The sequence below is a fragment of the Lactobacillus sp. M0403 genome, from assembly GCF_016101265.1.
GTDB lineage: Bacteria > Bacillota > Bacilli > Lactobacillales > Lactobacillaceae > Lactobacillus > Lactobacillus apis.
Map to the genome: position 1 here is coordinate 203,679 of NZ_JACFQV010000002.1, position 25,446 is coordinate 229,124.

General features: G+C 37.3%; 19 protein-coding genes. All 19 read left to right on the plus strand.

The window, feature by feature from the left end; genetic code table 11:
* Window positions 1-4 precede the first annotated feature (4 nt).
* A complete protein-coding gene (gene rseP, locus H3T48_RS03525; protein WP_198188525.1) occupies window positions 5-1,261 on the plus strand; it encodes an RIP metalloprotease RseP in 1,257 nt (418 codons plus the stop codon).
* A gap of 19 nt (window positions 1,262-1,280) precedes the next feature.
* Window positions 1,281-2,981 carry a proline--tRNA ligase gene (locus tag H3T48_RS03530; protein ID WP_198188527.1) on the plus strand — a complete coding sequence of 567 codons (1,701 nt, stop codon included), beginning with the start codon at window positions 1,281-1,283 and terminating at the stop codon, window positions 2,979-2,981.
* Between the two features lie 5 nt (window positions 2,982-2,986).
* Complete coding sequence (locus tag H3T48_RS03535) at window positions 2,987-7,294, plus strand: PolC-type DNA polymerase III (RefSeq protein WP_198188529.1); 4,308 nt, start codon at window positions 2,987-2,989, stop codon at window positions 7,292-7,294.
* 106 nt (window positions 7,295-7,400) lie between these two features.
* Complete coding sequence (gene rimP / locus H3T48_RS03540; RefSeq protein WP_198188531.1) at window positions 7,401-7,874, plus strand: ribosome maturation factor RimP; 474 nt, start codon at window positions 7,401-7,403, stop codon at window positions 7,872-7,874.
* 19 nt (window positions 7,875-7,893) lie between these two features.
* Window positions 7,894-9,108, plus strand: coding sequence for a transcription termination factor NusA (gene nusA / locus H3T48_RS03545; protein ID WP_198188532.1), 1,215 nt, complete (start codon window positions 7,894-7,896; stop codon window positions 9,106-9,108).
* A gap of 18 nt (window positions 9,109-9,126) precedes the next feature.
* Window positions 9,127-9,423, plus strand: a complete 297-nt coding sequence (rnpM, locus tag H3T48_RS03550; RefSeq protein WP_101138666.1) for an RNase P modulator RnpM — start codon at window positions 9,127-9,129, stop codon at window positions 9,421-9,423.
* A gap of 2 nt (window positions 9,424-9,425) precedes the next feature.
* The gene (locus tag H3T48_RS03555; RefSeq protein ID WP_074425229.1) at window positions 9,426-9,737 is read left to right on the plus strand and encodes a ribosomal L7Ae/L30e/S12e/Gadd45 family protein; all 312 of its coding nucleotides are present in this window, start codon (window positions 9,426-9,428) and stop codon (window positions 9,735-9,737) included.
* Window positions 9,738-9,741: 4 nt separating this feature from the next.
* Window positions 9,742-12,402 carry a translation initiation factor IF-2 gene (gene infB / locus H3T48_RS03560; protein WP_198188533.1) on the plus strand — a complete coding sequence of 887 codons (2,661 nt, stop codon included), beginning with the start codon at window positions 9,742-9,744 and terminating at the stop codon, window positions 12,400-12,402.
* Window positions 12,403-12,420: 18 nt separating this feature from the next.
* Window positions 12,421-12,783: a ribosome-binding factor A gene (locus H3T48_RS03565; RefSeq protein WP_122035325.1), complete on the plus strand. Its 363-nt coding sequence runs from the start codon at window positions 12,421-12,423 to the stop codon at window positions 12,781-12,783.
* A gap of 43 nt (window positions 12,784-12,826) precedes the next feature.
* Window positions 12,827-13,720 (plus strand): tRNA pseudouridine(55) synthase TruB, encoded by an 894-nt coding sequence (gene truB, locus H3T48_RS03570; protein WP_198188534.1) that lies wholly within the window; start codon window positions 12,827-12,829, stop codon window positions 13,718-13,720.
* 20 nt (window positions 13,721-13,740) lie between these two features.
* On the plus strand, window positions 13,741-14,673 hold the full coding sequence (gene ribF, locus H3T48_RS03575) for a riboflavin biosynthesis protein RibF (protein ID WP_187157999.1): 933 nt from the start codon (window positions 13,741-13,743) through the stop codon (window positions 14,671-14,673).
* Between the two features lie 136 nt (window positions 14,674-14,809).
* Window positions 14,810-15,859: a heat-inducible transcriptional repressor HrcA gene (gene hrcA, locus H3T48_RS03580; protein WP_198188536.1), complete on the plus strand. Its 1,050-nt coding sequence runs from the start codon at window positions 14,810-14,812 to the stop codon at window positions 15,857-15,859.
* A 12-nt stretch (window positions 15,860-15,871) separates the two neighbouring features.
* Window positions 15,872-16,453, plus strand: a complete 582-nt coding sequence (grpE, locus tag H3T48_RS03585) for a nucleotide exchange factor GrpE (RefSeq protein WP_198188538.1) — start codon at window positions 15,872-15,874, stop codon at window positions 16,451-16,453.
* Window positions 16,454-16,471: 18 nt separating this feature from the next.
* Window positions 16,472-18,322: a molecular chaperone DnaK gene (dnaK, locus tag H3T48_RS03590; protein ID WP_198188551.1), complete on the plus strand. Its 1,851-nt coding sequence runs from the start codon at window positions 16,472-16,474 to the stop codon at window positions 18,320-18,322.
* 78 nt (window positions 18,323-18,400) lie between these two features.
* A complete protein-coding gene (gene dnaJ / locus H3T48_RS03595; protein ID WP_046307029.1) occupies window positions 18,401-19,540 on the plus strand; it encodes a molecular chaperone DnaJ in 1,140 nt (379 codons plus the stop codon).
* A 140-nt stretch (window positions 19,541-19,680) separates the two neighbouring features.
* The gene (gene lepA / locus H3T48_RS03600; protein WP_198188560.1) at window positions 19,681-21,519 is read left to right on the plus strand and encodes a translation elongation factor 4; all 1,839 of its coding nucleotides are present in this window, start codon (window positions 19,681-19,683) and stop codon (window positions 21,517-21,519) included.
* Window positions 21,520-21,689: 170 nt separating this feature from the next.
* Window positions 21,690-23,966, plus strand: a complete 2,277-nt coding sequence (gene recJ / locus H3T48_RS03605; RefSeq protein ID WP_198188674.1) for a single-stranded-DNA-specific exonuclease RecJ — start codon at window positions 21,690-21,692, stop codon at window positions 23,964-23,966.
* An 89-nt stretch (window positions 23,967-24,055) separates the two neighbouring features.
* Window positions 24,056-24,583: an adenine phosphoribosyltransferase gene (locus H3T48_RS03610; protein ID WP_198188562.1), complete on the plus strand. Its 528-nt coding sequence runs from the start codon at window positions 24,056-24,058 to the stop codon at window positions 24,581-24,583.
* A gap of 309 nt (window positions 24,584-24,892) precedes the next feature.
* Window positions 24,893-25,411 (plus strand): N-acetyltransferase, encoded by a 519-nt coding sequence (locus H3T48_RS03615; protein WP_109715553.1) that lies wholly within the window; start codon window positions 24,893-24,895, stop codon window positions 25,409-25,411.
* Window positions 25,412-25,446: the final 35 nt, after the last annotated feature.

Genomic DNA, 25,446 nt, shown 5'->3' on the forward strand with positions numbered 1-25,446 from the left:
TTCCATGAAAGGTATACTGATTTTCTTAGTAGTTTTTGGCTTGTTAGTGTTTGTTCACGAATTCGGGCACTTTATTGTTGCAAAAAAGTGCGGTATTTTAGTTCGTGAATTTTCTATTGGAATGGGTCCTAAGCTATTTCAAGTAAGACGGAATCCAACCACTTATACTATTCGCTGGCTACCTTTAGGTGGGTACGTTCGTTTAGCTAGTAAGGACGATGAAACTGAACTTTCACCTGGAATGAATGTAGTTCTTCAACTAAATGATCAGAATAAAGTGGTCAAAATTGATGCCTCAGAATCAGATATTCCGGTGGAAGGAATTCCAGTTCAAGTAATAAAGGCTGATTTGGTAGATAAACTGGTAATCGAAGGCTATGAAAATGGTGATGAAGAAAAACCGGTTAGGTATTCGGTTGACCATGATGCAACTGTCATTGACCAATCAAAAACTGAGCTAATAATCGCACCTCGTGATACACAATTTCAAGAAGCAAATGTTTGGCAAAAACTTGCTACTAATGTTGCTGGACCTTTAATGAACATCTTGCTTGGCTTTGTGGTTTTCATGATTTGGACGTTTACAATTCCAGGTCCTGCAACTACAACAATTCAATCAGTGTCACCTAATTCACCAGCTGATATAGCTAAGATTGAAAAGGGATCAAAGTTTGTTTCGATTAATGGTCACAAGACGAGTTCATTTGAGGATGTCTCTAATATAATTGCTCAAAGTAAGGGCCAGAACTTAAAGATAGTTCTGGAAAAAAACAATCAGACTACTACAGCTACGGTAAAGCCAAAGGTTGTAAAAGTCAGTGGTCAAACGGTTTATCAAATAGGAATTAAAGCTCAAGGTGACGATCGAGCTATTTCAAAAGCTAAACGTGGATGGAATACAGCTGTGTCAACCACAGGAATGATTTTTAACGCTTTAGGTGGTTTAATTAGAAACTTTAGTCTGAATAAATTGTCTGGTCCTGTTGGAATTTACTCTCAGACGGCACAAGTTTCGCAAATGGGCTTTTCATACCTTTTGGCATTTTTAGCAATGATTTCAATTAACTTGGGCATTGTGAACTTAGTACCGATTCCTGGACTTGATGGCGGTAAGTTCTTACTTAATATTATTGAAATTTTCCGTGGGAAGCCTATTTCTGAAAACCATGAAGCTATTGTTGAATTGGTTGGATTTGGTTTGCTCTTACTTTTAATCATAGCAGTTACTGGTAACGATATATATCGCTACTTTATTAAATAAAGAATTTGGGGAGAATTTAATGCGACAATCTAAAATATTTATACCTACTTTAAAAGAAGCACCAACAGATGCGGTTGCTGAAAGCCATAAGTTAATGCTTCGTGGTGGCTATGTAAGACAAGTTACTGCCGGAGTTTATGCTTATTTGCCCTTGGGTTTTCGAGTTTTAAATAAAGTCGAAAAAATCATGGAAGAGGAAATGGAAAAAATTGGTGTTCCAGAAATGGAAATGCCTGAACTTTTACCAGCAACTCTGTGGGAAGAATCTGGAAGATGGCAGAAGTATGGTCCTGAAATGTTTCAGTTAAAAGATCGCCATGGACGTCAAAGTCTCTTAGGACCAACCCATGAAGAAACTTTTACCGAAATTGTTGCTAAAAATCTCAAGAGTTATAAGCAAATGCCAATTGCGCTTTACCAAATTCAAACTAAGTTCCGTGATGAAAATCGTCCTCGGTTTGGTTTGCTTCGTAGCCGTGAATTTATTATGTTAGATGCATACAGTTTTGCTGCTACTAGCCAACAATTAGATGACCAGTTTGATGATGAGAAAAAGGCATTTGAAGCGATTTTTAATCGTTGCGGTGTCAAAGTAACTCCAGTAATTGCTGACTCCGGCACAATGGGCGGTAAAAACTCAATGGAATTCCAGGCTCCAGCTGCAATTGGTGAAGATACCATTGCAACTAATGAAGCAGGTACTTATTCCGCAAATCTGGAAATGGCTCAAAGTATTGACACATTTAAACAGGATCCAGAACAGGTTGCCGAATTAGAAGAGGTTGCAACTCCTGGTCAAGAAACAATTGCTGATTTAGCTGAATTTCTAAAAGTACCAGAAACAAAAATTGTAAAAAGTGTTTTATACATTATTAATGAAAAAGAACACGTTCTAGTTTTAATTCGTGGTGATAAACAAATAAATGAAGTTAAGTTAACTCATATGTTAGATGCTGACTCTGTTCGTGTTGCTACTGATGAAGAATTAAAGGAAATTACAGGTGTCGGCAAGGGTAGTGTTGGTCCAGTTGAAGCAAATTGGGCTGATAAGATTATTGCAGACGATACTGTTAAAGATCTGACTAACGTAATTGTCGGGGCAAATAAAGATGGTTTCCAATTTAAGAATGCTAATCTGAATCGTGATTTTAAAGTTGAAGAATTCAGTGATTTGCGTGTTGCAAATGAAGGTGAACCAGATCCTGTTGACCATTTACCATTAAAATTCACTACTTCAATTGAAGTTGGTCATATCTTTAAGTTAGGGACCTACTATACAGATAAAATGGGCGCAAGTTTCCTTGATCAAAATGGAAAGGCTCAGCCTGTTATCATGGGTTCATATGGAATCGGTGTAACCAGAGTTCTATCTGCAGTTATTGAGCAACATTTAACTGAACGTGGAATTTCTTGGCCTAAAGAAATTGCTCCTTATGATCTTCATATTGTTCAAATGAAGATGAAAGATGACGACCAAACAAAATTGGCTGAAAGTCTTGAACAAAAATATAGTGCTGACTATGATGTTTTATATGATGATCGTAACGAACGCGCAGGAGTTAAATTTGCTGATGCAGATTTAATTGGTGCGCCTCTTAGAATCACAATTGGTAAAAAAGCTAGTGATGGAATTATTGAGGTTAAGCGTCCAACTGATGAAAAATCAATAGAGCTGAATGTTTCTGAACTCGATGATTTTGTAAATAAAGAGTTAGGATAATTTCTGTGGCTAATAAAAACGAACTTTTCTTAAGACTGTTAGAACAAATTCATTTTCCAAATCAATTTGAAGACAATGCCTTATTAAGAAAAGGTGAAATTAAGAACGTGGATGTATATGCTAAAGAACATAGATGGGATATCCATGTTCTTTTTGCTACTCCGCTTAAATTTGAAACATATGATGCTTTAAATAAAGCAATAGAAGCAAATTTTTCATCTTTTGTTAAAACCAGGCTTTTTGTATCTACTCAAGATGGACTTGATGACTATTTAACTGATTACTGGAAGTACGCCGTTCAAAATTCTGATATTTTACAGCCAGTTGCGCGCGAATTTATTTCTAGTCATAAACCAAAAAAAGAAAATGGGCGTTGGATTATTCCGGTAGATAACTTGGTAGTTGATGGCCTTATTGAACAAAAGATGCTGGACCAACTTGCAGAAGAAATGCGCGATTATGGTTTCTTCAATTTAAAGTTTGTTACTGAAGTTGATGATGCCAATTCACTAAGCAATTTAGAGAGTTTGCAGCAACTGCAAGAACAACATGAGCAAAGTATGCAGGAAGTATACGAAGCTGCGCCGGTCAAGGAAAGACCAAAGCAAACTACTTACCAGACTAAAAAGACGCACTATGGCAATCGAAAATTAGATGAAAGCTTACCAATTACTCAAATTAAGGATGTTATTGATGGTACAAGAAATGTTGTTATAGAAGGAAACATTTTTAATACAGATAGTAAAGAGTTAAAAACCGGTACAATCATCTTTACTGGAGAAATAACTGACTATAGTGATTCAATTTCCTTTAAAAAGTTTATTTCAGATAAAGATCAATTGGAATCAATTAAAGCTTTAAAACCAGGAACTTGGGCTAAAATGCAGGGTTCTGCTGCAGAAGACCAATGGAGTCATGATGTCGTATTCAACATTAACAGTTTTGAAGCAGTTGAGCATGTTGGAAGACAAGAAAAATATGAGGGTGATGAAAAGCGCGCTGAGCTTCACCTTCATACTAATATGAGTCAGTTAGATGCAACAAACACTGCCACCGATTTTGTTTTAGCTGCTAAAAAGTTTGGTCAAAAAGCAATTGCAATTACAGATCACGCTGATGTACAAGCCTTTCCTGAAGCATATAATGCCGGCAAAAAGAACGGTGTTAAGATCGTTTATGGTGTTGAAGCAAATATGATTGATGACCACGCCATGCTTGTTCTTAATCCGGCACCAATGAAATATGAAAATAGAGAGTTTGTTATCTTCGATGTTGAAACAACTGGTTTGTCATCAGTTTACGACACAATTATCGAAATTGGTGCAGTCAAAATGAAGGATGGCGAGGTACTTGAACGCTTTGACAAGTTCATTAATCCTCATCATGCGCTAAGCGAACAAACAATCAATCTAACTTCAATTACTGATGAAATGGTGAGTGCTGCTGATGATGAGGCAGTCGTCATTAAGCAGTTCCAAGATTTTTATGGTGACCGACCATTGTGCGGACACAATGTTCAATTCGATGTGGGATTTGTAAATGCTGCGCTAAAAAGAGCAGGGTTGCAAGAAATCACACAACCAGTAGTAGATACACTAGAGGTATCCCGTTTACTTCATCCTGAGCAAACGAGACATACTCTAGATTCTTTAGCTAAAAAATACAACGTTGTTCTTGAGCATCACCATCGTGCTAACCAAGATGCGGAAGCAACTGGCTATTTAATGTTCAAACTACTTGAAGCCTTTACCAAAAAATATGGTGAAGATGATATGGGCAAGATGAATGATTATGCGGCTCATGGACAAGTTTTCAAAAGAGCTCGCCCGCAGCATATGACTATTTTGGCTAAGAACCAGGCTGGCTTGAAGAACATGTATCGGCTAGTTTCAATTGCTAATACAAAGTACTTTTACCGCATTCCGCGTACCCCTAAATCTGATTTAACTGATAATCATGAAGGATTGTTATTTGGTTCCGGTTGCTCAGAGGGTGAAGTTTTTGTTGCAATGATGCAAAAGGGCTATGATGAAGCTCGTGAAAAAGCTAAATTCTATGATTATTTAGAAGTTCAGCCACCAGCAAACTATTCCCAGTTAATTGAGGACCATTTAATTGCTGATGAGGCTGAATTAGAAGAAATATTAACTAACATATACAAGTTAGGAAAAGAATTAAATAAACCTGTTGTTGCAACGGGAGATGCACATTATGTTGAAGAGCACGATGCAATTTATAGAACAATTTTGATTTCAGCACAGCGTAGTAATCCAGACCGCAATAAAAAGCAACCTGATTTACATTTTTATACTACACAGGAGATGCTTGATGCATTCAGTTTCCTAGGTGAAGATGTTGCAAAAGAAATTGTTATTACTAATCCAAACAAAATTGCAGAATCGGTTGAAGAAATTGCTCCAATTAAAGACGGTTTATATCCACCTCATATTGAAAATTCAGATGAGGAAATGAAAAAATTGACTTACGATAAGGCTTACGAGCTTTATGGTAATCCTCTTCCTAAAATTGTTCAGGACCGTTTGGATATGGAACTAAATTCGATTATTTCAAACGGTTATGCAGTCATTTACCTGATTTCACAACGTCTTGTTGCCAAGTCAAATAAGGATGGCTACTTGGTTGGGTCTCGTGGATCTGTTGGTTCTAGTCTGGTCGCTACTATGTCTGGAATTACTGAAGTAAATCCACTTGCACCTCATTATCGATGTCCAAAATGTAAATATTCGCAATTTTTTGAAAATGGTGAATATGGCTCAGGTTATGACCTTCCTGATAAAAAATGTCCTGAGTGCGGGGCAGACTTGGTGAAAGATGGTCAGGATATTCCGTTTGCTACTTTCTTAGGCTTCCATGGAGACAAAGTTCCTGATATCGATTTGAACTTCTCAGGTGACTATCAACCTGTTGCTCATAACTTTATTCGGGTTATGTTTGGGCCAGGTAATTCATATCGTGCTGGTACTATTGCGACTGTGGCTGATAAAACTGCTTATGGTTATGCGAAACACTATGATGAAGAAAAAGAACTGAACTTAAGAAAAGCTGAACTTGATCGTTTGGCTGCCGGAGTCAGTGGGGTAAAAAGGACTACGGGGCAGCACCCTGCTGGTATCGTTGTTGTGCCTGATGATATGGACATTTACGACTTTACACCAGTCCAATATCCTGCCGATGATGTGGACGCTGCATGGAAAACGACGCATTTTGATTTTCATTCAATCCACGATAACATTTTAAAATTCGATATCTTAGGTCATGATGATCCGACGATGATCAGAATGCTGCAAGATTTATCCGGTGTTGATCCGCTGACAATTCCACCGGATGATCCTGGCGTCATGTCATTATTTTCAAGTCCGGATATCTTGGGTGTCACGCCAGAACAAATTCAATCTAAAACTGGTACTTTGGGTGTCCCAGAATTTGGAACTAGATTTGTCCGCGGAATGCTTGAGGAAACTAAACCAACCACTTTTTCTGAACTACTTCAAATTTCTGGACTTTCGCATGGTACTGATGTTTGGCTCGGCAATGCAGAAGAGCTGATTAATAACGGTACCTGCAAGTTGAAAGACGTGATTGGTTGTCGTGACAACATTATGATGGACCTTATCCACTGGGGTGTGAAACCAGAGGTTGCTTTCTCAACAATGGAATCTGTTCGTCATGGTCGCGGAATTAGTGATGAAGACATGGAAGTTTTGAAGCAAAATGATAAAATTCCAGACTGGTATATTGAATCTTGTTTGAAAATTAAATACATGTTCCCTAAGGCACATGCAACAGCCTATATCTTAATGGCTTTACGGATTGCTTGGTTTAAGGTTTACTATCCGGAAATATACTACACTGCATACTTTTCTGTTCGTGCTGATTTGTTTGATCTGGTAGCAATGAGTCACGGTAAAAATACTGTGAAAAAAGCTATGGCAGACATTCAGGAAAAAGGAAATGACGCTTCTGCTAAAGATAAAAGTTTACTAACTGTTTTAGAAATCGCTAATGAATGTTTAGAGCGAGGTATAAAAATTAGGATGGTTGACATCAATGAGTCAGAAGCGACAAACTTCAAAATTATTGATCAACATACTATTTTAGCCCCATTTAATGCCGTTCCTGGCTTAGGAAATAATGCAGCTAAGCAAATTGTTGCAGCTAGAGCAGAGCAAGAATTCCTATCAAAAGAGGATTTGGCCAAAAGAGGTAAGGTTTCGCAAACAATTATGGATTATCTGGAAGAAAATGAGGTCTTGGAAGGGATGCCAGACCAGAACCAGTTATCACTTTTTTAATTTTTTGCAGCAAGAATATAAATATGGTATACTTCTAGAAGAAGTTCGAATAAATGATTCGGAGTGAGCAAGTTTTGCTCACTCTTTTTATTACGGAGGAAAGTACTTGGCGAAAGTTGAAGATTCTGTACTTGCAGAAATCAAACCAATCATTGAAAAGCGCAATGATGAATTTGTTGATATTGAATATGTTAAAGAAAAAGGTCAAAATTATTTAAGAATATATGTTGATCGCGAAAATGGAATTGATATGGATGAAATTGCTGGCCTTAGCGAATTGATTTCCGAAAAGCTCGACGAAATCACACCAGATCCTTTTCCTGATCCATATGTTTTAGAATTATCATCTCCTGGAATTGAGCGTCCTATCAAAACTGAAAAAGATTGGCAAAAGGCGCTTAATAACTATATTCATGTCGGCCTTTACCAAAAAATTGAGGGCGAAAAAGAATATGAAGGTACTCTGAAAGCCTTTAATGACGAAGAAATCGAACTTGAAGTAAGGGTAAAAACAAGGCGGAAACAGTTAACTATTCCCCGGAAGTTGATTGCAAATATTCGTTTTGCAATCGAATTTTAGAAAGGCTGATTAAAAACTTATGTCTAAAGAAATGCTAGAGGCCTTTGCGACTCTAGAAAAAACCAAAGGTATAAAACAAGATGTGATTGTTGAGGCTATCGAAGCAGCACTTGTTGCAGCCTATAAGAAAAACTATAATCAAGCAACTAATGTAGTAGTTGAATTTGATGAACGTAAAGGCGATTTTAAGTTAATGACTGAAAAGGAAGTTGTCGACGAAGTTCACGATGACCGACTTGAAATCAGCTTAAAAGATGCTTTGACAATTAATAAGGCTTATGAAGTTGGAGATAAAATCCGCTTTGAAGTTGCGCCAAAGAATTTTGGCCGAATTGCTGCACAGACTGCCAAGCAAGTTATTATGCAACATTTACGTGAAGCGGAAAGAAATCATATTATTGATGAATATTCACAATATGAAGATGAGTTGATTACTGGTACCGTGGAAAGGCGTGATAATCGCTTCGTTTATGTTAAAATTGGTAATGTCGAAGCTGTTATGCCACGTAATGATCAAATGCCAAATGAAAATTATAATCCGCAAGATCAGATACGTGTTTTGGTAACTCATGTTGGCTCAGACACCAAGGGAGCACAAATTACGGTTTCACGTACTGCTCCAGACATGGTTAAACGTCTATTTGAACAAGAAGTTCCTGAAATTTATGATGGGACTGTTGAGATAGTTTCAATAGCTCGTGAGGCTGGCGATCGAACAAAAATTGCGGTAAAATCTAACGACCCTAATATTGATCCAGTTGGTACCTGTGTTGGTCAACGTGGTGCTCGTGTGCAAAACGTTGTTAACGAACTAGGCGGCGAAAATATTGACGTTGTCAAATATGAAGATGATCCTTCAGATTTTATTGCCAATGCGTTAAATCCAGCAGAAGTTATTGCTGTTCAGTTTGGTAATGAAGAAGACGAAAAGAGTGCACTTGTGATCGTTCCTGATTATCAATTGTCACTTGCCATTGGTAAAAAAGGTCAAAACGTCAGATTAGCTGCTAGATTAACTGGTTACAAGATTGACATTAGACCAGAATCTGAAGTTGAATTTGTTGATGAAAACACAACTGAAGCTAACCAAGAAAATGCTGAAGTTGAAACAGAGGAAATTGTTGATTCAGTTGCTGACGGCATAGATGAAGATATTTCGTCTGAAGCTGTTGATCAAGATGATGTTGAAATTGAAGACTCTGCAGATAGCGGCGAAGAGGCTGATCAAGAATAAAGCGAGGGGTGAGTTCTTTTGAAAAAAAGAAAAATTCCAATGCGCAAAGATCTATTAACAAATAGTATGCAACCGAAAAAAGAATTAGTCCGTGTTGTAATTGATAAGGAAAAAAACATTTCGGTTGATCCTACTGGGAAAAAACCAGGCAGAGGTGCATACGTATCTTTAGATCCAAGCAAAATAAAATTTGCCCAAGAAAAAGGGTTATTAGATAAAAGCTTAGGTACAAAGGTTCCTGAGTCCTTTTACGAAGAACTCTATTCTTACGTTGATCATCAAAAGGCAAGAAAAGAATTGTTTGGTGATAAATAAATTTGCAAAATAGAACAAAAGCATTAAATTTACTTGGACTATGTGAGCGAGCTGGAAAACTGGTTTCTGGTGTAGATATCGTTCTTGCTTCACTAAAGTCGAAAAAAGTAAAAGTAGTTATTTTGGCTAATGACAGTCATGCAGACACCTGCGAAAAAGTCACTAGAGCTGCTAAGCAAAATGACGTAACAGTAATAGATGATTTTAGCAGCGATGAAATATCACATGCGGTAGGCAAAAACCGAAAAGTATTGGGAATTACTGATACAGGTTTTGGTAAAGCACTAATACAAAAAATACATAAAGGAGTGTGATTTGATGACTAAGAAAAGAATTTATGAAATTGCAAAAGATTTAGGCATCGATAATAAAGACGTGGTCAAAAAGGCAAAAGACCTTGGCTTTGATGTAAAAAATCATATGTCATCACTAGAAGATTCTCAGGTGAATCAATTGAAGGGTAGTTTTAGCAACCCCGCTCCCGCTAAAAAGCAAGAGAAGCAAGCCAATAAAAAGAGCAGTAAAATCAAAATTTCTGTCACTTCAATTCGTAAAAACGAAAAGAATCACGAAGAAGCCAAAAATACTAATGGCTCTCGACGTAGCAATAATCGTAAGGCGAATAACCGTAGTCAACAAAGTCAAGACCGTTCTAAGCAAGCTACCAATCAAAATCATGCGCAAAAAGTTACCAAACCAGCTGCTCAAGATTTGCTTAAACAGTTGAAACAAAAGCAAAGAGTTGAACAAAGTTCATTAAACAAGCAGACAGAAAAAGCGCGCGAGTCATATCATAAAGATATAAATAAGCCTGATAGTACAAAAGAAGAAAAGAAATCAACTGAAAAAACAGAATCTACTGTTTCAAAAGTAACTAAGGTGGAGAAAACAACGTCTACAGTAATCGGTCCAAAAATCATTAAACCATCACCAGCCAGATTGAAGCAAAATCAAGAAACTTCTTCTGATCAAGTTAGGAAAATTGACAACGCTGCAGCTCCTGAACCTGCTAAAGACGAAAAAAGACGCGGTAACAGCCATAATTCTCGCAATGCAGGAAAACCAGGACGTAAGGGTAAAAATCAATCATTTGGCAATAACAGCAATGGTTTCTCAAAACGTCAAGAGAAGCGCAAAAGCAAGAACAAGAAGCATCAGGTTGAGCAAGCGCCTAAAAAGCAGCCAACTCAAAGAAAAGAGCGTCCATTACCAGAAACTCTAGTATACGAAGTAGGAATGAATGCCCAAGATTTGGGTAAAATCTTACACCGTGAACCTGCTGAAATTGTTAAAAAGCTGTTCATGCTTGGTGTGATGACCAACCAAAATCAATCGTTAGACAAAGATGCAATTGAATTAATTGCTGCAGAATATGGTATCGATGCTGAAGAGAAGGTACATGAAGATATAGCTGATATCGATAACCTTTACAGTAAGCGGATGGAAGCTTCTAAAGAGTCGAAACATCAACACAAGCGTCCACCAGTTGTTACAATCATGGGTCACGTTGATCATGGTAAGACAACTTTACTTGATCGTTTGCGTCATACTCATGTTACTGACCATGAAGCAGGTGGTATCACGCAGAAGATTGGTGCTTATCAAGTTAGAATTGATAACAAACCAATCACATTTTTGGATACCCCAGGACACGCTGCATTCTCAAACATGCGTGAACGTGGTGCTGAAGTAACTGATATTGTTATCTTAGTTGTTGCTGCAGATGATGGTGTAATGCCACAGACTATTGAGGCCATTGACCATGCTAAAAGTGCTAAGGTTCCTATTATTGTAGCCATTAACAAGATGGATGCCCCAGGTGCCAATCCACAACACGTTACTGAACAGTTAATGAAATATAATTTAATTCCTGAAGATTATGGTGGCGACACAATTTTTGTTAACATTTCTGCTAAAACTGGTGAAAATGTTGATGAATTGTTGCAGATGATTTTATTACAGGCTGATATGATGGAATTAAAGGCTGACTCCACACAAATGGCAATTGGTACTGTAATTGAAGCACGTTTATCTCGTGGTCGTGGTCCTGTAGCCGATGTTCTTGTTCAACAAGGAACTTTGCGTACAGGTGATCCAATTGTTGTCGGTAACCGCTTTGGTCGTGTTCGTGTAATGACAAATGACCGTGGTCGTCAAGTAGAAAAAGCAACGCCGTCAATGCCAGTTGAAATCACTGGATTGAACGATGTTCCTGAATCAGCTGATAAGCTTGTTGTCTTTGAAGATGAAAAGACTGCTCGTAGTGTTGGTGAACAGAGAGCACAACAGGCATTGCAACAATCACGTGAAAACGTTCAACATGTTACTCTTGACAACTTGTTTGATACAATGAAGAAAGAGAACATGAAGGAAGTTGACGTCGTTTTGAAGGCCGATGTTCAAGGTTCAGCAGAAGCATTACAACAATCACTTGAAAAGATTGAAGTTGAAGGCGTGCGCGTCAATATCATTCACGCAGGTGTAGGTGCTGTTAATGAATCAGACGTTACACTTGCTGGAGCTTCTAACGCATTTATCATTGGGTTCAATGTTCGTCCAACGGCAACTGCCAAATCACAGGCCGAAGCTGATGGTGTTGATATTCGTTTGTACAGTATTATCTATAAAGCAATTGATGATGTTAAGGCCGCTATGCAGGGTATGCTTGAACCAACATACGAAGACAAGGTTGTTGGTAATCTAACTGTTCGTGAAACTTGGAAGGTTTCAAAGGTTGGTACAATTGCCGGTGCATTTGTTGATTCAGGTTACGTTTCTCGTGATGCTGATGTCAACTTAATACGTGATGGCGTGGTTATTTACTCAGGTAAAGTAGCTTCTCTGAAACGCTTTAAAGATGATGCCAAAATTGTTAAGCAAGGATTTGATTGTGGTTTAACCATAGAAGGCTACAATGATATTAAAGTAGGCGATGAACTTGAAGCCGTTGAGCAACAAGAGGTAAAGCCTAACAACTAGTTTAACTAGGAGGAAAACATGAAACACAGAGTAGGTCGTGTTGAAGGAGAAATCCTCCGTGAATTAACTAAAATTTTGCGGAAAAATATTCGTGATCCGCGTGTAAGTGATGTTACAATTACAGCAGTTGAATGTACTAATGATTTATCATATGCAACTATTTATTACAGTATTCTCTCTGAAAGTGCTAAAAAGGAAGAGGAAGCTGCAGCTGGTTTAGAAAAAGCAAAAGGGATGATGAGACACTTGTTAGGACAAGTGCTGACAGTCTATAAAGTCCCTGAGCTGATTTTTAAACGCGATAATTCAGTTAAATATGGTAGTAAAATTGACCGTTTAATTGCTGAAGTAAAGAAGCAAGATGAGGATCGCAATAATTAATTAAGAAGCGCTTGCGAGCGCTTTTTTTATGGAATAGGAAAATATGATAAACGGAATTTTAGTAATTGATAAAGATAAAGGCATGACAAGTGCTGATGTTGTCTATCATTTGCGAAAAGCATTACATATCAGAAAAATTGGTCATGCTGGCACTCTAGATCCAGATGTGACCGGTGTATTGCCAATTGCAATTGGTCAAGCTACTAAGCTGATTGAATTAATGCACACACAGAATAAAAAGTATGAGGGCACAGGAATTATTGGTTATGCAACTGATAGTTATGATGTGAGTGGGACAGTTTTGGAAAGTGAAAGGATCACAGCTCCAATTTCAAAGGAAACCATCCAACAAGCAATGCAAAGTTTTGTGGGAGAAATTGAACAGGTTCCGCCAATTTATTCTGCTGTCCGCGTTAATGGGAAGCATTTATATGAATACGCTCGTGCTGGTATTGAAGTAGAGCGGCCAAAGCGGCAGGTACAAGTTTATCAATATGATATTAAAAATGATCCAACCTTTGATAAGAAAAAAGGTGAAGAAACTTTTGATTTTCAGATTGAATGTAGTAAGGGCACTTACGTGAGATCTTTGGTCAACGATCTTAAAACTGAATTGAATGTTCCTGCAGTTATGGAATCATTGAGAAGAACTGCTAGCTCAGGTTTTGATTTGAGCCAAGCAGTTAAATTGGATGAAGTAATTAATGCACCAGAAAAGATTGCCGATTTTATTCAACCAATTGATGCCTTTTTCAAGGATTATGAAAGTATCAACTTGAATGATCAGCAATGGTTTAAGGTGAAAAATGGTAATGCAATAGTTTTGAAAACGAATGCAAAAAAAGTTGCGTTAAGGTACAATAATAGCATTAAAGCAATATACGAAAAGGATGACCACATGTATCATCCGTTTTTAATGCTATTACAAAACCAGTAAGATGAAATGAAGGCTTTATTGTGCAAATTATCCATTTAACTTATCCAATTAAGGAGAATATTTTCCCTACTAAGATTGTGCTTGCTTTGGGCTTTTTTGATGGTGTACATCGTGGTCATCAACATTTAATTAGAACTGCTAGAGAAAAAGCAACTGAGAAAAAGCTTCCTCTTGCAGTGATGACATTTGACCGTCATCCCAAGTCAGTTTATCAAGGAGCAGATGTTAGCTATATCGATAGCTTAGATGAAAAAGCATACAAAATGGAAAAATTGAATGTCGATTATCTTTTGGTAATGCACTTTAGTGATGCTTTTTGTAAGTTAAGTGCTCAACAATTTATTGATGAAATTATTGTAAAACTTGAAACAGATACAGTCGTAGCTGGATTTGATTATACGTATGGTCCAAAAGACGTAGCAAATATGGAAAATTTCCCTAAGTTTGCTAAAGGCAGATTCGATATCGTCAATGTGCCACAGCAGTCATATGGTGGACAAAAAATTGGTTCTACTGAAATAAAAAAAGCCATTGTTAATGGTGACATGGAACTAGCTAATGAACTTCTTGGCTTTCCATATATGATGTCTGGAAAAATTGGTCATGGTTTGCGCAACGGGCATAAGCTCGGTTTTCCAACTGCTAATTTGGTTTGGCAAGATAATAAGGTTATTCCAAAAATTGGTGTTTATGCCACAAAAACAAAGATTGATGGGCATTGGTATGATTCAATGACTAGTGTTGGATACAATGTAACTATCGGCGATGGAAAAAAAGTTTTAATTGAATCAAATTTATTTGGCTTTGATGAAGAGGCCTATGGCAAAAAAATGACTATTAAATGGTACAAGTATACACGTGGTGAGATTAAATTTGCCAATTTGGATGATTTGAAAAAACAAATGGAAGCAGACGAGAACGAAATTAAGGCTTATTTTGCTCAGCAAAGTTAATTTTATTTAAACAGTAATTCAAGTTAAAATTAATTGCGAAAAAATTAGCACTCAACTTGACATTCTGCTAAAAGCTAGTATCATAATAATTGTTAGCACCAAAAAAGTATGAGTGCTAAAAGTGAGGGCGATATTTATGTTGACCGAACGTCAAGAATTAATTTTAAAAACAATTATTAATGATTTTACTCAGACGCATGATCCTGTTGGCTCAAAAACAGTGATGAATCAGTTACCGATGAAAGTCTCAAGTGCGACAATTCGAAATGAAATGGCTGCACTTGAAGATAAAGGTCTTCTTGAGAAAACACATCTTTCAAGTGGACGAATTCCGTCAATGGACGGTTATCGGTACTATTTAGACAACTTGCTTGAGCCACTTAAGATACCATCCTCTGTTTACAAGAGAATTGTTAGTCAACTTGATCAACCTTTTCATCAGGTTAATGAAATTGTTCAAGAAGCAGCAAAGATTTTATCTGATTTGACTAATTACACAGCCTTTGCAGAAGGGCCAGAAAACAATGATATTACAATAACTGGTTTTAGAATTGTCTCCTTAGTTAATAGACAAGTGATGGCAATTTTAGTTACTAGTGATGGTGATGTTCACAATCAAGTTTATAACTTGCCACGTAACATCAGTGGTGATGAAATTGAAAAAGCAGTCCGAATGATTAACGATGAGTTAATTGGCAAAACGCTAAATGAAGTTACATCATCTTTGCTTAATCGAACTTTGGGTAAGAAACTTGCTGATTCTCATGCAAGTGATTTACTTGAGTTGGTTGAAGACGTCATTAAAGACGCTACAAGTGAGCAAATGTATGTTGATGGTCAGATTAATTTACTTAATAATACTTCTTTGGATGATGTTTCAAGTTTACGCTCCGTTTATGAGTTAATTGATCACAATGATTTGATTTCGGATATGGTTGATCAATGTATGAACTCAGACAGTGGTAAGTATCCAATTCGTGTTAGTTTGGGTTCAGATTTGCCAAGTGATTTACTTAAGGACTATAGTCTGCTCACTGCGGAATATAGTGTTGGTTCACATGGTAAAGGCGTAATTGCTTTACTTGGTCCTAACAATATGCCATATTCGCAAGTAATTGGTCTTTTGGAATATTTTAGAAATGAACTTGCTAAGAAACTACTTGAGTATTATGGTAGATTCAAATAAAGGAGGTTAGCCGTGAGTAAAGAAAAATATGCTAGTGAAAAAGATCTAAACAAAGATCAAACTAAAGCTGAAGAAAAAAAGTCTGATACAAAGGCTAATACTACAGATAAAAGTAAGAAGCCTGAGACTTCAAAAAAGCTTGAAACAGAATTAGCAGAATTAAAAGAAGAACAAAAAGAACTAGAAGACAAGTACCTTCGTAGTCAAGCGGAAATGCAGAATATGCAAAATCGCTACAACAATGAACGTGCTCAATTGATTAAGTATGAATCACAATCCTTAGCTAAAGATATTTTACCAGCGATGGATAACTTAGAAAGAGCATTGGAAACTAAGGTAGATGATGAGGCTTCTCGTCAACTTAAAAAGGGTGTTCAAATGACTTTGGATGCGCTTGTTAAAGCCATGAAGGATCATGGAATTAGCGAGATTGATGCTGAAAAAGCACAGTTTGATCCGAACTTACATCAAGCAGTTCAGACTGTTGCAGCTGAATCTGATGGTCAAAAAGATCACGTCGTTCAGGTTCTACAAAAGGGATATTTATATAAAGATCGCACATTAAGACCAGCAATGGTTGTTGTTGCTCAATAATTGAAAGGATGATTATTAATGTCAAAAGTTATCGGTATTGACTTAGGAACTACTAACTCAGCAGTTGCAGTTCTTGAAGGAAAAGAACCTAAGATTATTACTAACCCAGAAGGTAACCGTACTACACCATCTGTTGTTGCTTTTAAAGATGGTGAAATTCAAGTTGGTGAAGTTGCTAAGAGACAAGCAATTACCAACCCAAACACAATTTCATCAATTAAGCGCCACATGGGTGAAGCTGACTACAAAGTTAAAATTGGTGATAAAGCTTATACTCCTCAAGAAATTTCAGCAATGATTTTGCAATACATTAAGAAGTTTTCTGAAGACTACTTAGGTGAAAAGGTTACTGAAGCTGTTATTACAGTTCCTGCATACTTCAATGATGCACAACGTCAAGCAACTAAGGATGCTGGTAAGATTGCTGGTTTAGATGTTAAGAGAATCATCAACGAACCTACTGCTTCTTCACTTGCTTATGGGCTTGATAAAGATGCAGAAGATGAAAAAGTTTTAGTATACGACCTTGGTGGTGGTACTTTCGATGTTTCAGTTTTGCAATTAGGTGATGGCGTCTTCCAAGTATTGTCAACAAACGGTGATACTAACCTTGGTGGTGACGACTTTGATAACAAGATTATCGATTGGCTAGTTCAAAACTTCAAGGATGAAAATGGTGTTGATCTTTCTAAAGATAAGATGGCTCTACAACGTCTAAAGGATGCTGCTGAAAAAGCTAAGAAGGACTTATCTGGTGTATCTTCAACTCATATCTCACTTCCATTCATTTCAGCAGGTGAATCAGGTCCACTTCACCTTGAAACAGACTTAACTCGTGCTAAATTTGACGAATTAACTGCTGATTTGGTTGACCGTACAAAGATTCCATTTGATAATGCCTTAAAGGATGCAGATTTAACTGTAAATGACATTGACAAAGTTATCTTAAATGGTGGTTCAACTCGTATTCCAGCTGTTCAAGAAGCTGTAAAGAGATGGGCTGGCAAAGACCCTGACCACTCAATTAACCCTGATGAAGCTGTTGCCTTAGGTGCCGCAATTCAAGGTGGTGTCATTTCAGGTGATGTTAAGGATGTTGTTTTACTTGATGTTACTCCACTTTCACTTGGTATTGAAACCATGGGTGGTGTCTTCACTAAGTTAATCGAAAAGAACACAACTATCCCAACTTCAAAGAGTCAAATCTTCTCAACAGCTGCTGATAATCAGCCAGCAGTAGATGTTCATGTTTTACAAGGTGAACGTCCAATGGCTGCAGATGACAAGACATTAGGTCGTTTTGAATTAACAGATATTCCTGCTGCTCCTCGTGGTGTTCCTCAAATTCAAGTTACTTTTGACATCGACAAGAACGGTATCGTTAACGTATCTGCTAAGGATATGGGTACCGGTAAGGAACAAAAGATTACTATCAAGAGTTCATCTGGTTTGTCTGATGAAGAAATTCAAAAGATGCAAAAAGAAGCTGAAGAGCATGCTGAAGAAGACAAGAAGAAGAAAGAAGAAGTTGATCTTCGTAATGAAGTTGACCAATTAATCTTCTCAACTGAAAAGACTTTGGAAGATGTTAAGGATAAAGTATCTGAAGAAGATACTAAGAAAGTCAAAGATGCTCTTGAAGCTTTAAAGAAGGCTCAAAAAGATAACAACTTGGACGAAATGAAGACCAAGAAGGATGAATTATCTAAGGTTGCTCAAGACTTGGCTGTTAAGCTTTACCAAGCTAATGGTGGTGCTCAAGGTGCTGAAGGCCAAGCTGGTCCTCAAAACCCTGGTTCACAAGATGGCAATTCAACAGGTGGTTCTGCTGACGAAGGTGAATTTCATAAAGTAGACCCAGACAAGTAAAGGGTTTATAATTAAATAAATTAGAAAAGAACTGCCGCAATAGTAGTTCTTTTCTTTTGTAAAGTAAGGAGCTTTTAGATGGCACAAGAAGATTATTATGACGTGCTAGGTGTTAGTCGTGATGCCAGTGATAAAGAAATCAACTCTGCTTACCGTAAATTAGCTAAAAAGTATCACCCTGATATAAACCATGAGCCAGGTGCTGAAGAAAAGTATAAGAAAATTAATGAAGCTTATGAAGTTCTTCATGACCAACAAAAGCGTGCACAGTATGACCAATTTGGTTCTGCTGGTGTAAATGGTCAGGGTGGCTTTGGCGGTGGAGCAGGTCAGGGCTATGGTGACTTCAGTGGTTTTGGTGACTTTAGCGATATTTTCGGTGATATCTTTGGTAATGGTGCGCGTCAGCAACATGTTGATCCAACTGCACCTACTAGGGGCGAAGATTTAGATTATACTTTAACCATTGATTTTATGGATGCAATTACTGGTAAGAAGACTCAGGTTTCATATACTCGTAGCGAAACCTGTTCAACTTGTCAGGGTAGTGGCGCTGAAAAAGGAACACATCCAACAACATGTGACAAGTGTCAAGGAACTGGTTATATGACCATTACGCAACAGTCTTTAGTTGGTGTTGTACGAAGACAAACGACATGTGACAAGTGTCATGGCCGTGGTGTAATTATTGAGCATCCATGTCAGACATGTCATGGTAATGGTGTTGTTGATGGCAAGAATACGATTGAAGTTAATATTCCTGCAGGTATTGATAATGGCCAACAATTGCGCTATGAAGGTCAAGGTGAAGCTGGTAAAAATGGTGGACCTTACGGGGACCTATACATCAGTTATCGAATTAAGCCTTCAAAAGAATTTGAACGTAGTGGTAACACAATTTATACAACAGTACCGATTTCATTTGCACAAGCTACTTTGGGTGATGAAATCAATGTTAAAACCGTTCATGGTGAAAAGAAGTTGAAGATTCCTGCTGGTACTCAGCCAAATAAGAAGTTCACTTTACATGGTGAAGGTGTACCATACTTACGTGGTAACGGTAATGGTGACCAAGTAACCACGGTTCAGGTTCAGATTCCTAAGTCAATTAATGAAAAGCAAAGAGAAGCACTGGTTGAATTTGTCAAAGCCGGTGGAGGATCAATTACCCCACAGGAGAAGGGTTTCTTTGAACGTTTAAAAGATAAATTACAATAAACTATCAAAGCAATGAGTTTAATAACTTGTTGCTTTTTTGTTTAAGCGGGATTAAAAGATTAGCTGAGATGACAATTAAAAGTTTTATCCCTTTTAGCGAATTTGCTATAATAGGAAAGATAGAGTAAAGGGTGCAATTTATGGATATTAAAAAATTACAAGATTATCAAGAACACATTCGCAATTTTTCTATTGTGGCACATATTGATCACGGAAAATCAACAATTGCTGATCGAATTTTAGAGCTAACTGATACAGTTTCAGAGCGACAATTAAAAAATCAAATGCTGGATGACATGCCACTTGAGCGGCAACGTGGTATTACCATCAAAATGAACTCTGTAGAAATTAAGTATCATGCAAAAAATGGTGAAGACTATATTTTCCACTTAATTGATACACCAGGTCACGTCGATTTCTCTTATGAGGTTTCGCGTTCTTTGGCCGCCTGTGAAGGAGCACTGTTGGTTGTAGATGCTTCTCAGGGTGTTCAAGCACAGACTTTAGCTAATACATATTTAGCAATTGATGATGATTTAGAAATTTTGCCAGTAATCAATAAAATTGACTTACCTTCCGCAAATCCAGAGCAGGCTAAGGAAGAGATCACTGAAATGCTAGGTCTAGACGCTTCGGACGCTGCCGAGGTTTCTGGTAAGACTGGACAGGGAATTGACGAATTACTCGAACGGATCGTAAAGGATATTCCTGCTCCGTCAGGTGATTTAGAGACTCCTCTTAAAGCGTTAATTTTTGACTCAAAGTATGATGATTATCGAGGCGTAGTTCTTTCCGTTAGAATAGAAGAGGGAACAGTAAAACCTGGCGATCAGATTAAGATTATGAATACCGACCAAGAGTATGAAGTTACTGAAGTTGGTGTCTCAAGTCCTCATCCAGTTAAAAAAGATTTATTGATTGCTGGTGATGTTGGTTACTTAACGGCTAATATTAAATCTGTTCGAGAGACACGAGTGGGTGATACGATTACTTCAGCTGAACACCCTACTGCAGAACCTCTTCCTGGCTATCGTCAAATACCACCAATGGTATACTCTGGTATGTATCCAGTTGACAATGCTAAATATGACGACTTAAAAGAAGCTCTCCAAAAGCTGCAGTTAAATGATGCTGCATTGGAATTTGAACCAGAAACTTCAACTGCTTTGGGATTTGGATTTAGATGTGGTTTTCTAGGCTTACTACACATGGATGTGGTTCAAGAACGGTTAGAACAAGAATTTGATTTGGATTTAATTATGACCGCGCCTTCGGTTGATTATCATGCAATTATGAATGATGGTTCAACCAAAGTAATTGATAATCCAGCCGATTTACCATCAGCAGGAGAATATAAGGAAGTTCAAGAACCTTATGTTAAGGCAGAAGTAATGGTTCCAAACGATTTTGTCGGACCAGTAATGGAACTTTGTCAACGTAAGCGCGGTGAATTTGTCACAATGGATTATCTTGATAAATACCGTGTCAATGTGATTTACAATATGCCACTTGCTGAAATAATCTATGACTTCTTTGATGATTTGAAGTCTTCGACTAAAGGTTATGCTTCACTTGATTATGAAATTACGGGATATCGTGCAACTGATTTAGTTAAAATAGATATTTTGCTTAATAAGCAGGTAATTGATGCATTGAGTTTTATTGCGCATAGGGATGAGGCACAAGATCGTGCACGTCAAATGACCTCTATGCTTAAGAAGTTAATTCCGCGTCAAAACTTTGAAGTTGATATTCAAGGAGCAATTGGTGCAAAAATCATTTCACGTGCTACAATTAAGCCTTATCGAAAAGACGTTACCTGGAAAATTCACACGGGTGACCCAGACCGTCGTGCTAAGTTATTAGATAAGCAAAAACGTGGCAAGAAACGAATGAAAGCCGTTGGTCGTGTAGAGGTACCACAAGATGCTTTCATGGCTGTCTTACGAATGAATGATGACGATTTAAACTCTAAATAATAAATTGTTTAACAAAATAAGCAAGGCTGCGACTCTATTATCTGATGGATATTAATCCTTATGTATTTTTAGAATATAATCAGATAATGGTGTCGCAGTTTTAATCTGGTATTTTTTATCAAGCAGATAAAGATAAATGTAAATAGAAAAAAGGCTTAATTAATTTAATGATAGATTGGAAACAGCGCACAGGAGAAGAGCTAGCTCCTGAACTAGTTGAAAAATACCAACTTGGCAATACTGAGGCAAAATTATTTTCTTTGCGTGGTATTAACACTGATGAAAAACTGAATTTTTGGTTTAATGCAACAGAAGAAGATTTAGCAGATCCCAGCTTAATGCACGACTTGGATAAAGCAGTTGCAAGAATCAATGATGCAATTGACAACGGTGAGAAAATAACAATCTATGGTGACTACGATGCAGATGGCATTACCGCAACCAGTATTATGATGGAAACCCTGGCTATCTTAGGTGCAGACGTTCATTTTTTCATTCCAAATCGTTTCCGTGATGGTTATGGTCCCAATATGGCAGCTTATGAAAAAATCGTTGCGGACGGAACCAATTTAATCATTACTGTAGATAATGGGATAACAGGGGTTGAAGAGGTGGCTTACGCTAAGTCACATGGGGTCGATACGATTATTACTGACCACCACAAAATTCAAGAAGATGTACCGGATAGTTATGCAATAGTTCACTGTGATTTTCCTGGGCAAGATTATCCCTTTGACGACTATTGTGGTGCCGGTGTAGCTTATACAATCTGTCGGCAATTAATGCAAGACCCAATGCCAGAACTACTAGAACTTGCAATGATTGGAACAATTGGTGATATGGTAAAAGTTTCTGGTGAAGGTCATATCATCGTAAAAAGAGGACTCCAGCAGCTGAATCAGACAGAGCGCCCTGGATTACGTGCTTTAATTAAAAATTCTGGCTTAAATTTTGGACAAATCAATGAAACAGATATCGGTTTCAATATTGCCCCACGACTTAATGCGGTTGGTAGACTTGCTGATGCAAGCTTAGCTGTAGAATTATTACTAAGTGAGGATGAAGAAGAAGCCCAAGAAATTGCAGACCGAGTTGAGAAGCTCAACGATGAACGTAAAGAACTTACGGTCGAGGTTTATCAAAATTGTTTGGAGCAAATTAAAGCAAAGGGCTGGCAATCCAAAGGAACACTAGTAATTTATAATCCTGAATTCCATGAGGGCGTTTTGGGCCTTGTCGCAAACAAGGTTGCTGAGCAGGTGCATAAACCAACAATCGTTTTAACTAAAAATGATGATGGAATTATTAAGGGATCTGGACGCTCTATTGCAGGTTTCAACCTATTTAATGCTCTCGATCCGCTTAAAAAGGATCTATTCTTAAAGTTTGGTGGCCATGATTTTGCCTGTGGTCTTTCTATGGAAGAGAGTAAAATTGAGGCGCTAAGAAAGGCATTTGAAGATAGCTATCATGGCGTTCATGAGCAAATTGTAAAGCCATATGATATGGAATTGCGTTTTGAAGAACTTACGATTGATTTAATTGATAAAATCGATCAAGTCGGTCCATTTGGAACGGATAATCCGCAACCCATTTTCTGCATATCTCAACCACAAATTAGTGGCTGCTTTTTTATGGGCAAAGAGAAAAATCATATTAAAGTTACGGTAACTAAGGGAAACAATAAACTTGAAGTTGTTGGCTTTAACAAAAAATATCTAACAAAAGTTCTGTTGCCGTACATTGATCAGATGTTTATTCAACTCGGCAAGAATACTTATCGTAATCAAGTTAAGTTGCAAGGTATTATGGAAGGGATAATCTTCGCTGCGCCTAAACTGGCTGTTCCTGCTCCAGTAGTTGATTTAAGGCAAGAAAAATATGTCATGGGTTTTGCTGACCGCTATCTGTTATTCGATAAGAAAAACAAGTTTGCAGCAATGAATAATTTCGATCTGGATGAAACCAAAATTACTTTAGCCAGTGAATATGATGAAGATGGAGAAGTGGTCGTTTTACTTGATGCTCCTCACAATCAAAATGAGCTAGATTTTGCACTTAGCAATAACTTTGAGCAACTGTACTTGCGCTTTTTAATGGATCAGCTACCTGTCAAGAATATTCCAGATAATAATGCATTTGAGAGTGTTTTACGCTATGTTTATTCCCATCCTGGACTAAGTGCAGAAGATTATCGTCAGGTAGGGCCATTTCTCAACCTAGACTATAATAGTATTCTATTCATTCTTCGGGTATTTTTTGAACTAAATTTCGTTGAAATGAAGCAAGGAAAAATTGTAGGCGTTAAAAATCCGGCTAAGAAGCCTTTGACTGCTTCTAAATATTACAATGGTATTAGCTCACAGCTAAGTTTTATCAAGCAACTTCGACGGATGCCAAGCAGTCAATTGTTAATGTACGTGAATAAGCAATTAAAACAGCATTAAGACAGATGCGCAAATGTGCAAAAAATGGTAGAATGAGTAAGTAAAACAGCTTAAGTTATAAGATTGTATTTTTGGAGGTTTTTCTTCTTTTGGCAAACGATTTTAAAGAACACATTGCAAGTGTTAATAATTTCCCTAATGAAGGTATTGTATTTCGCGACATTACCCCGATTTTACAAGATGGAAAATTATTTCGAGAGGCCACTCATAAGTTGGCTGAGTATGCTAAAAATAAGGGTGCTGACGTTATTGTTGGCCCTGAGGCGCGAGGATTTATCGTTGGTTGTCCTGTTGCAACTGAATTAGGTATTGGCTTTGTTCCAGCCAGAAAGCCGCATAAATTACCTAGGGATGTTGAACGTGCTTCTTATGATTTGGAATACGGTTCAAATAGTTTAGAGATGCATAAAGATGCCCTTAAGCCAGGGCAAAAAGTGGTAATTTGTGACGACTTACTAGCGACTGCAGGAACACTAACTGCTTGCAAGCAGTTAATTGAAAACCTAGGAGCTGAACTAGTTGGCGCTGCTTTCTATATTGAATTACCTGATTTGCATGGTAGAGAAAAGTTACCTGATTTGGATGTCTTTTCATTAGTTCAATATCACGGTGCTTAAAAAATAAAAAGATTGCACTTTCATAAGTACAATCTTTTTTTGTACTCTTTTTAGAGCAAGATTTTTAACATCAGTGAAAAAGCAAACTATACTAAATATGTCTGAATGAAAAAGTGCTAGCAAGGAAAATGCCATGATCTTTTCATTTAATTTGGATTGTCAAAATGTTGTTAAAAAAAGAATTAGCCAGCAAAAATAATTCCTAAATGAAAATCATTTTAAGTTCCAAAAAAAGTGTTCAATTTTTTTTACAAGTGAGACTTGAGTGGATATAATGGTACGGTATTTCAAAAAAGGGGATAGAGTAATTTGCAATTAAGAAAAGCAACAATGGCCGATTTTGACCAAATTATCACTATTTTAAAAGACGGTGCTAACCAGTTAGCCGAACGTGGAGTCAATCAATGGCAAGGTGACTACCCTTCAAAAGGCCAAATTGAAGAAGATATTGAACACGGTTGGGCTTTTTTAGCTGAATCTGATGATCATGAGACAGTTGGTGCTATTGCAATTGTTGATGGTCCAGATCATGTTTATGACCATTTAGATGGCAAGTGGATATGTGATACTGATAACTACGTAGTAATTCATCGTGTTGCAATTAAATCGAACCATGCTGGAAAAGGCTACGCTACTCAACTTCTGCAAGCTGTAATTAATGACATTAAGGACAATCGTGACGAAATTGATTCCGTCAGAATAGACACACACGAAGATAATAAGGCAATGCAACATTTAATAGATAAAATGGGTTTCACCAAAGTTGGTCTCCTTCATGGGGTTTACCGGCCAAATGAAACCTCATACGTCTATGAATTGAAAAAGTAAATAATTAGTTTTGATAGAAGACTCTCAAGTATTTG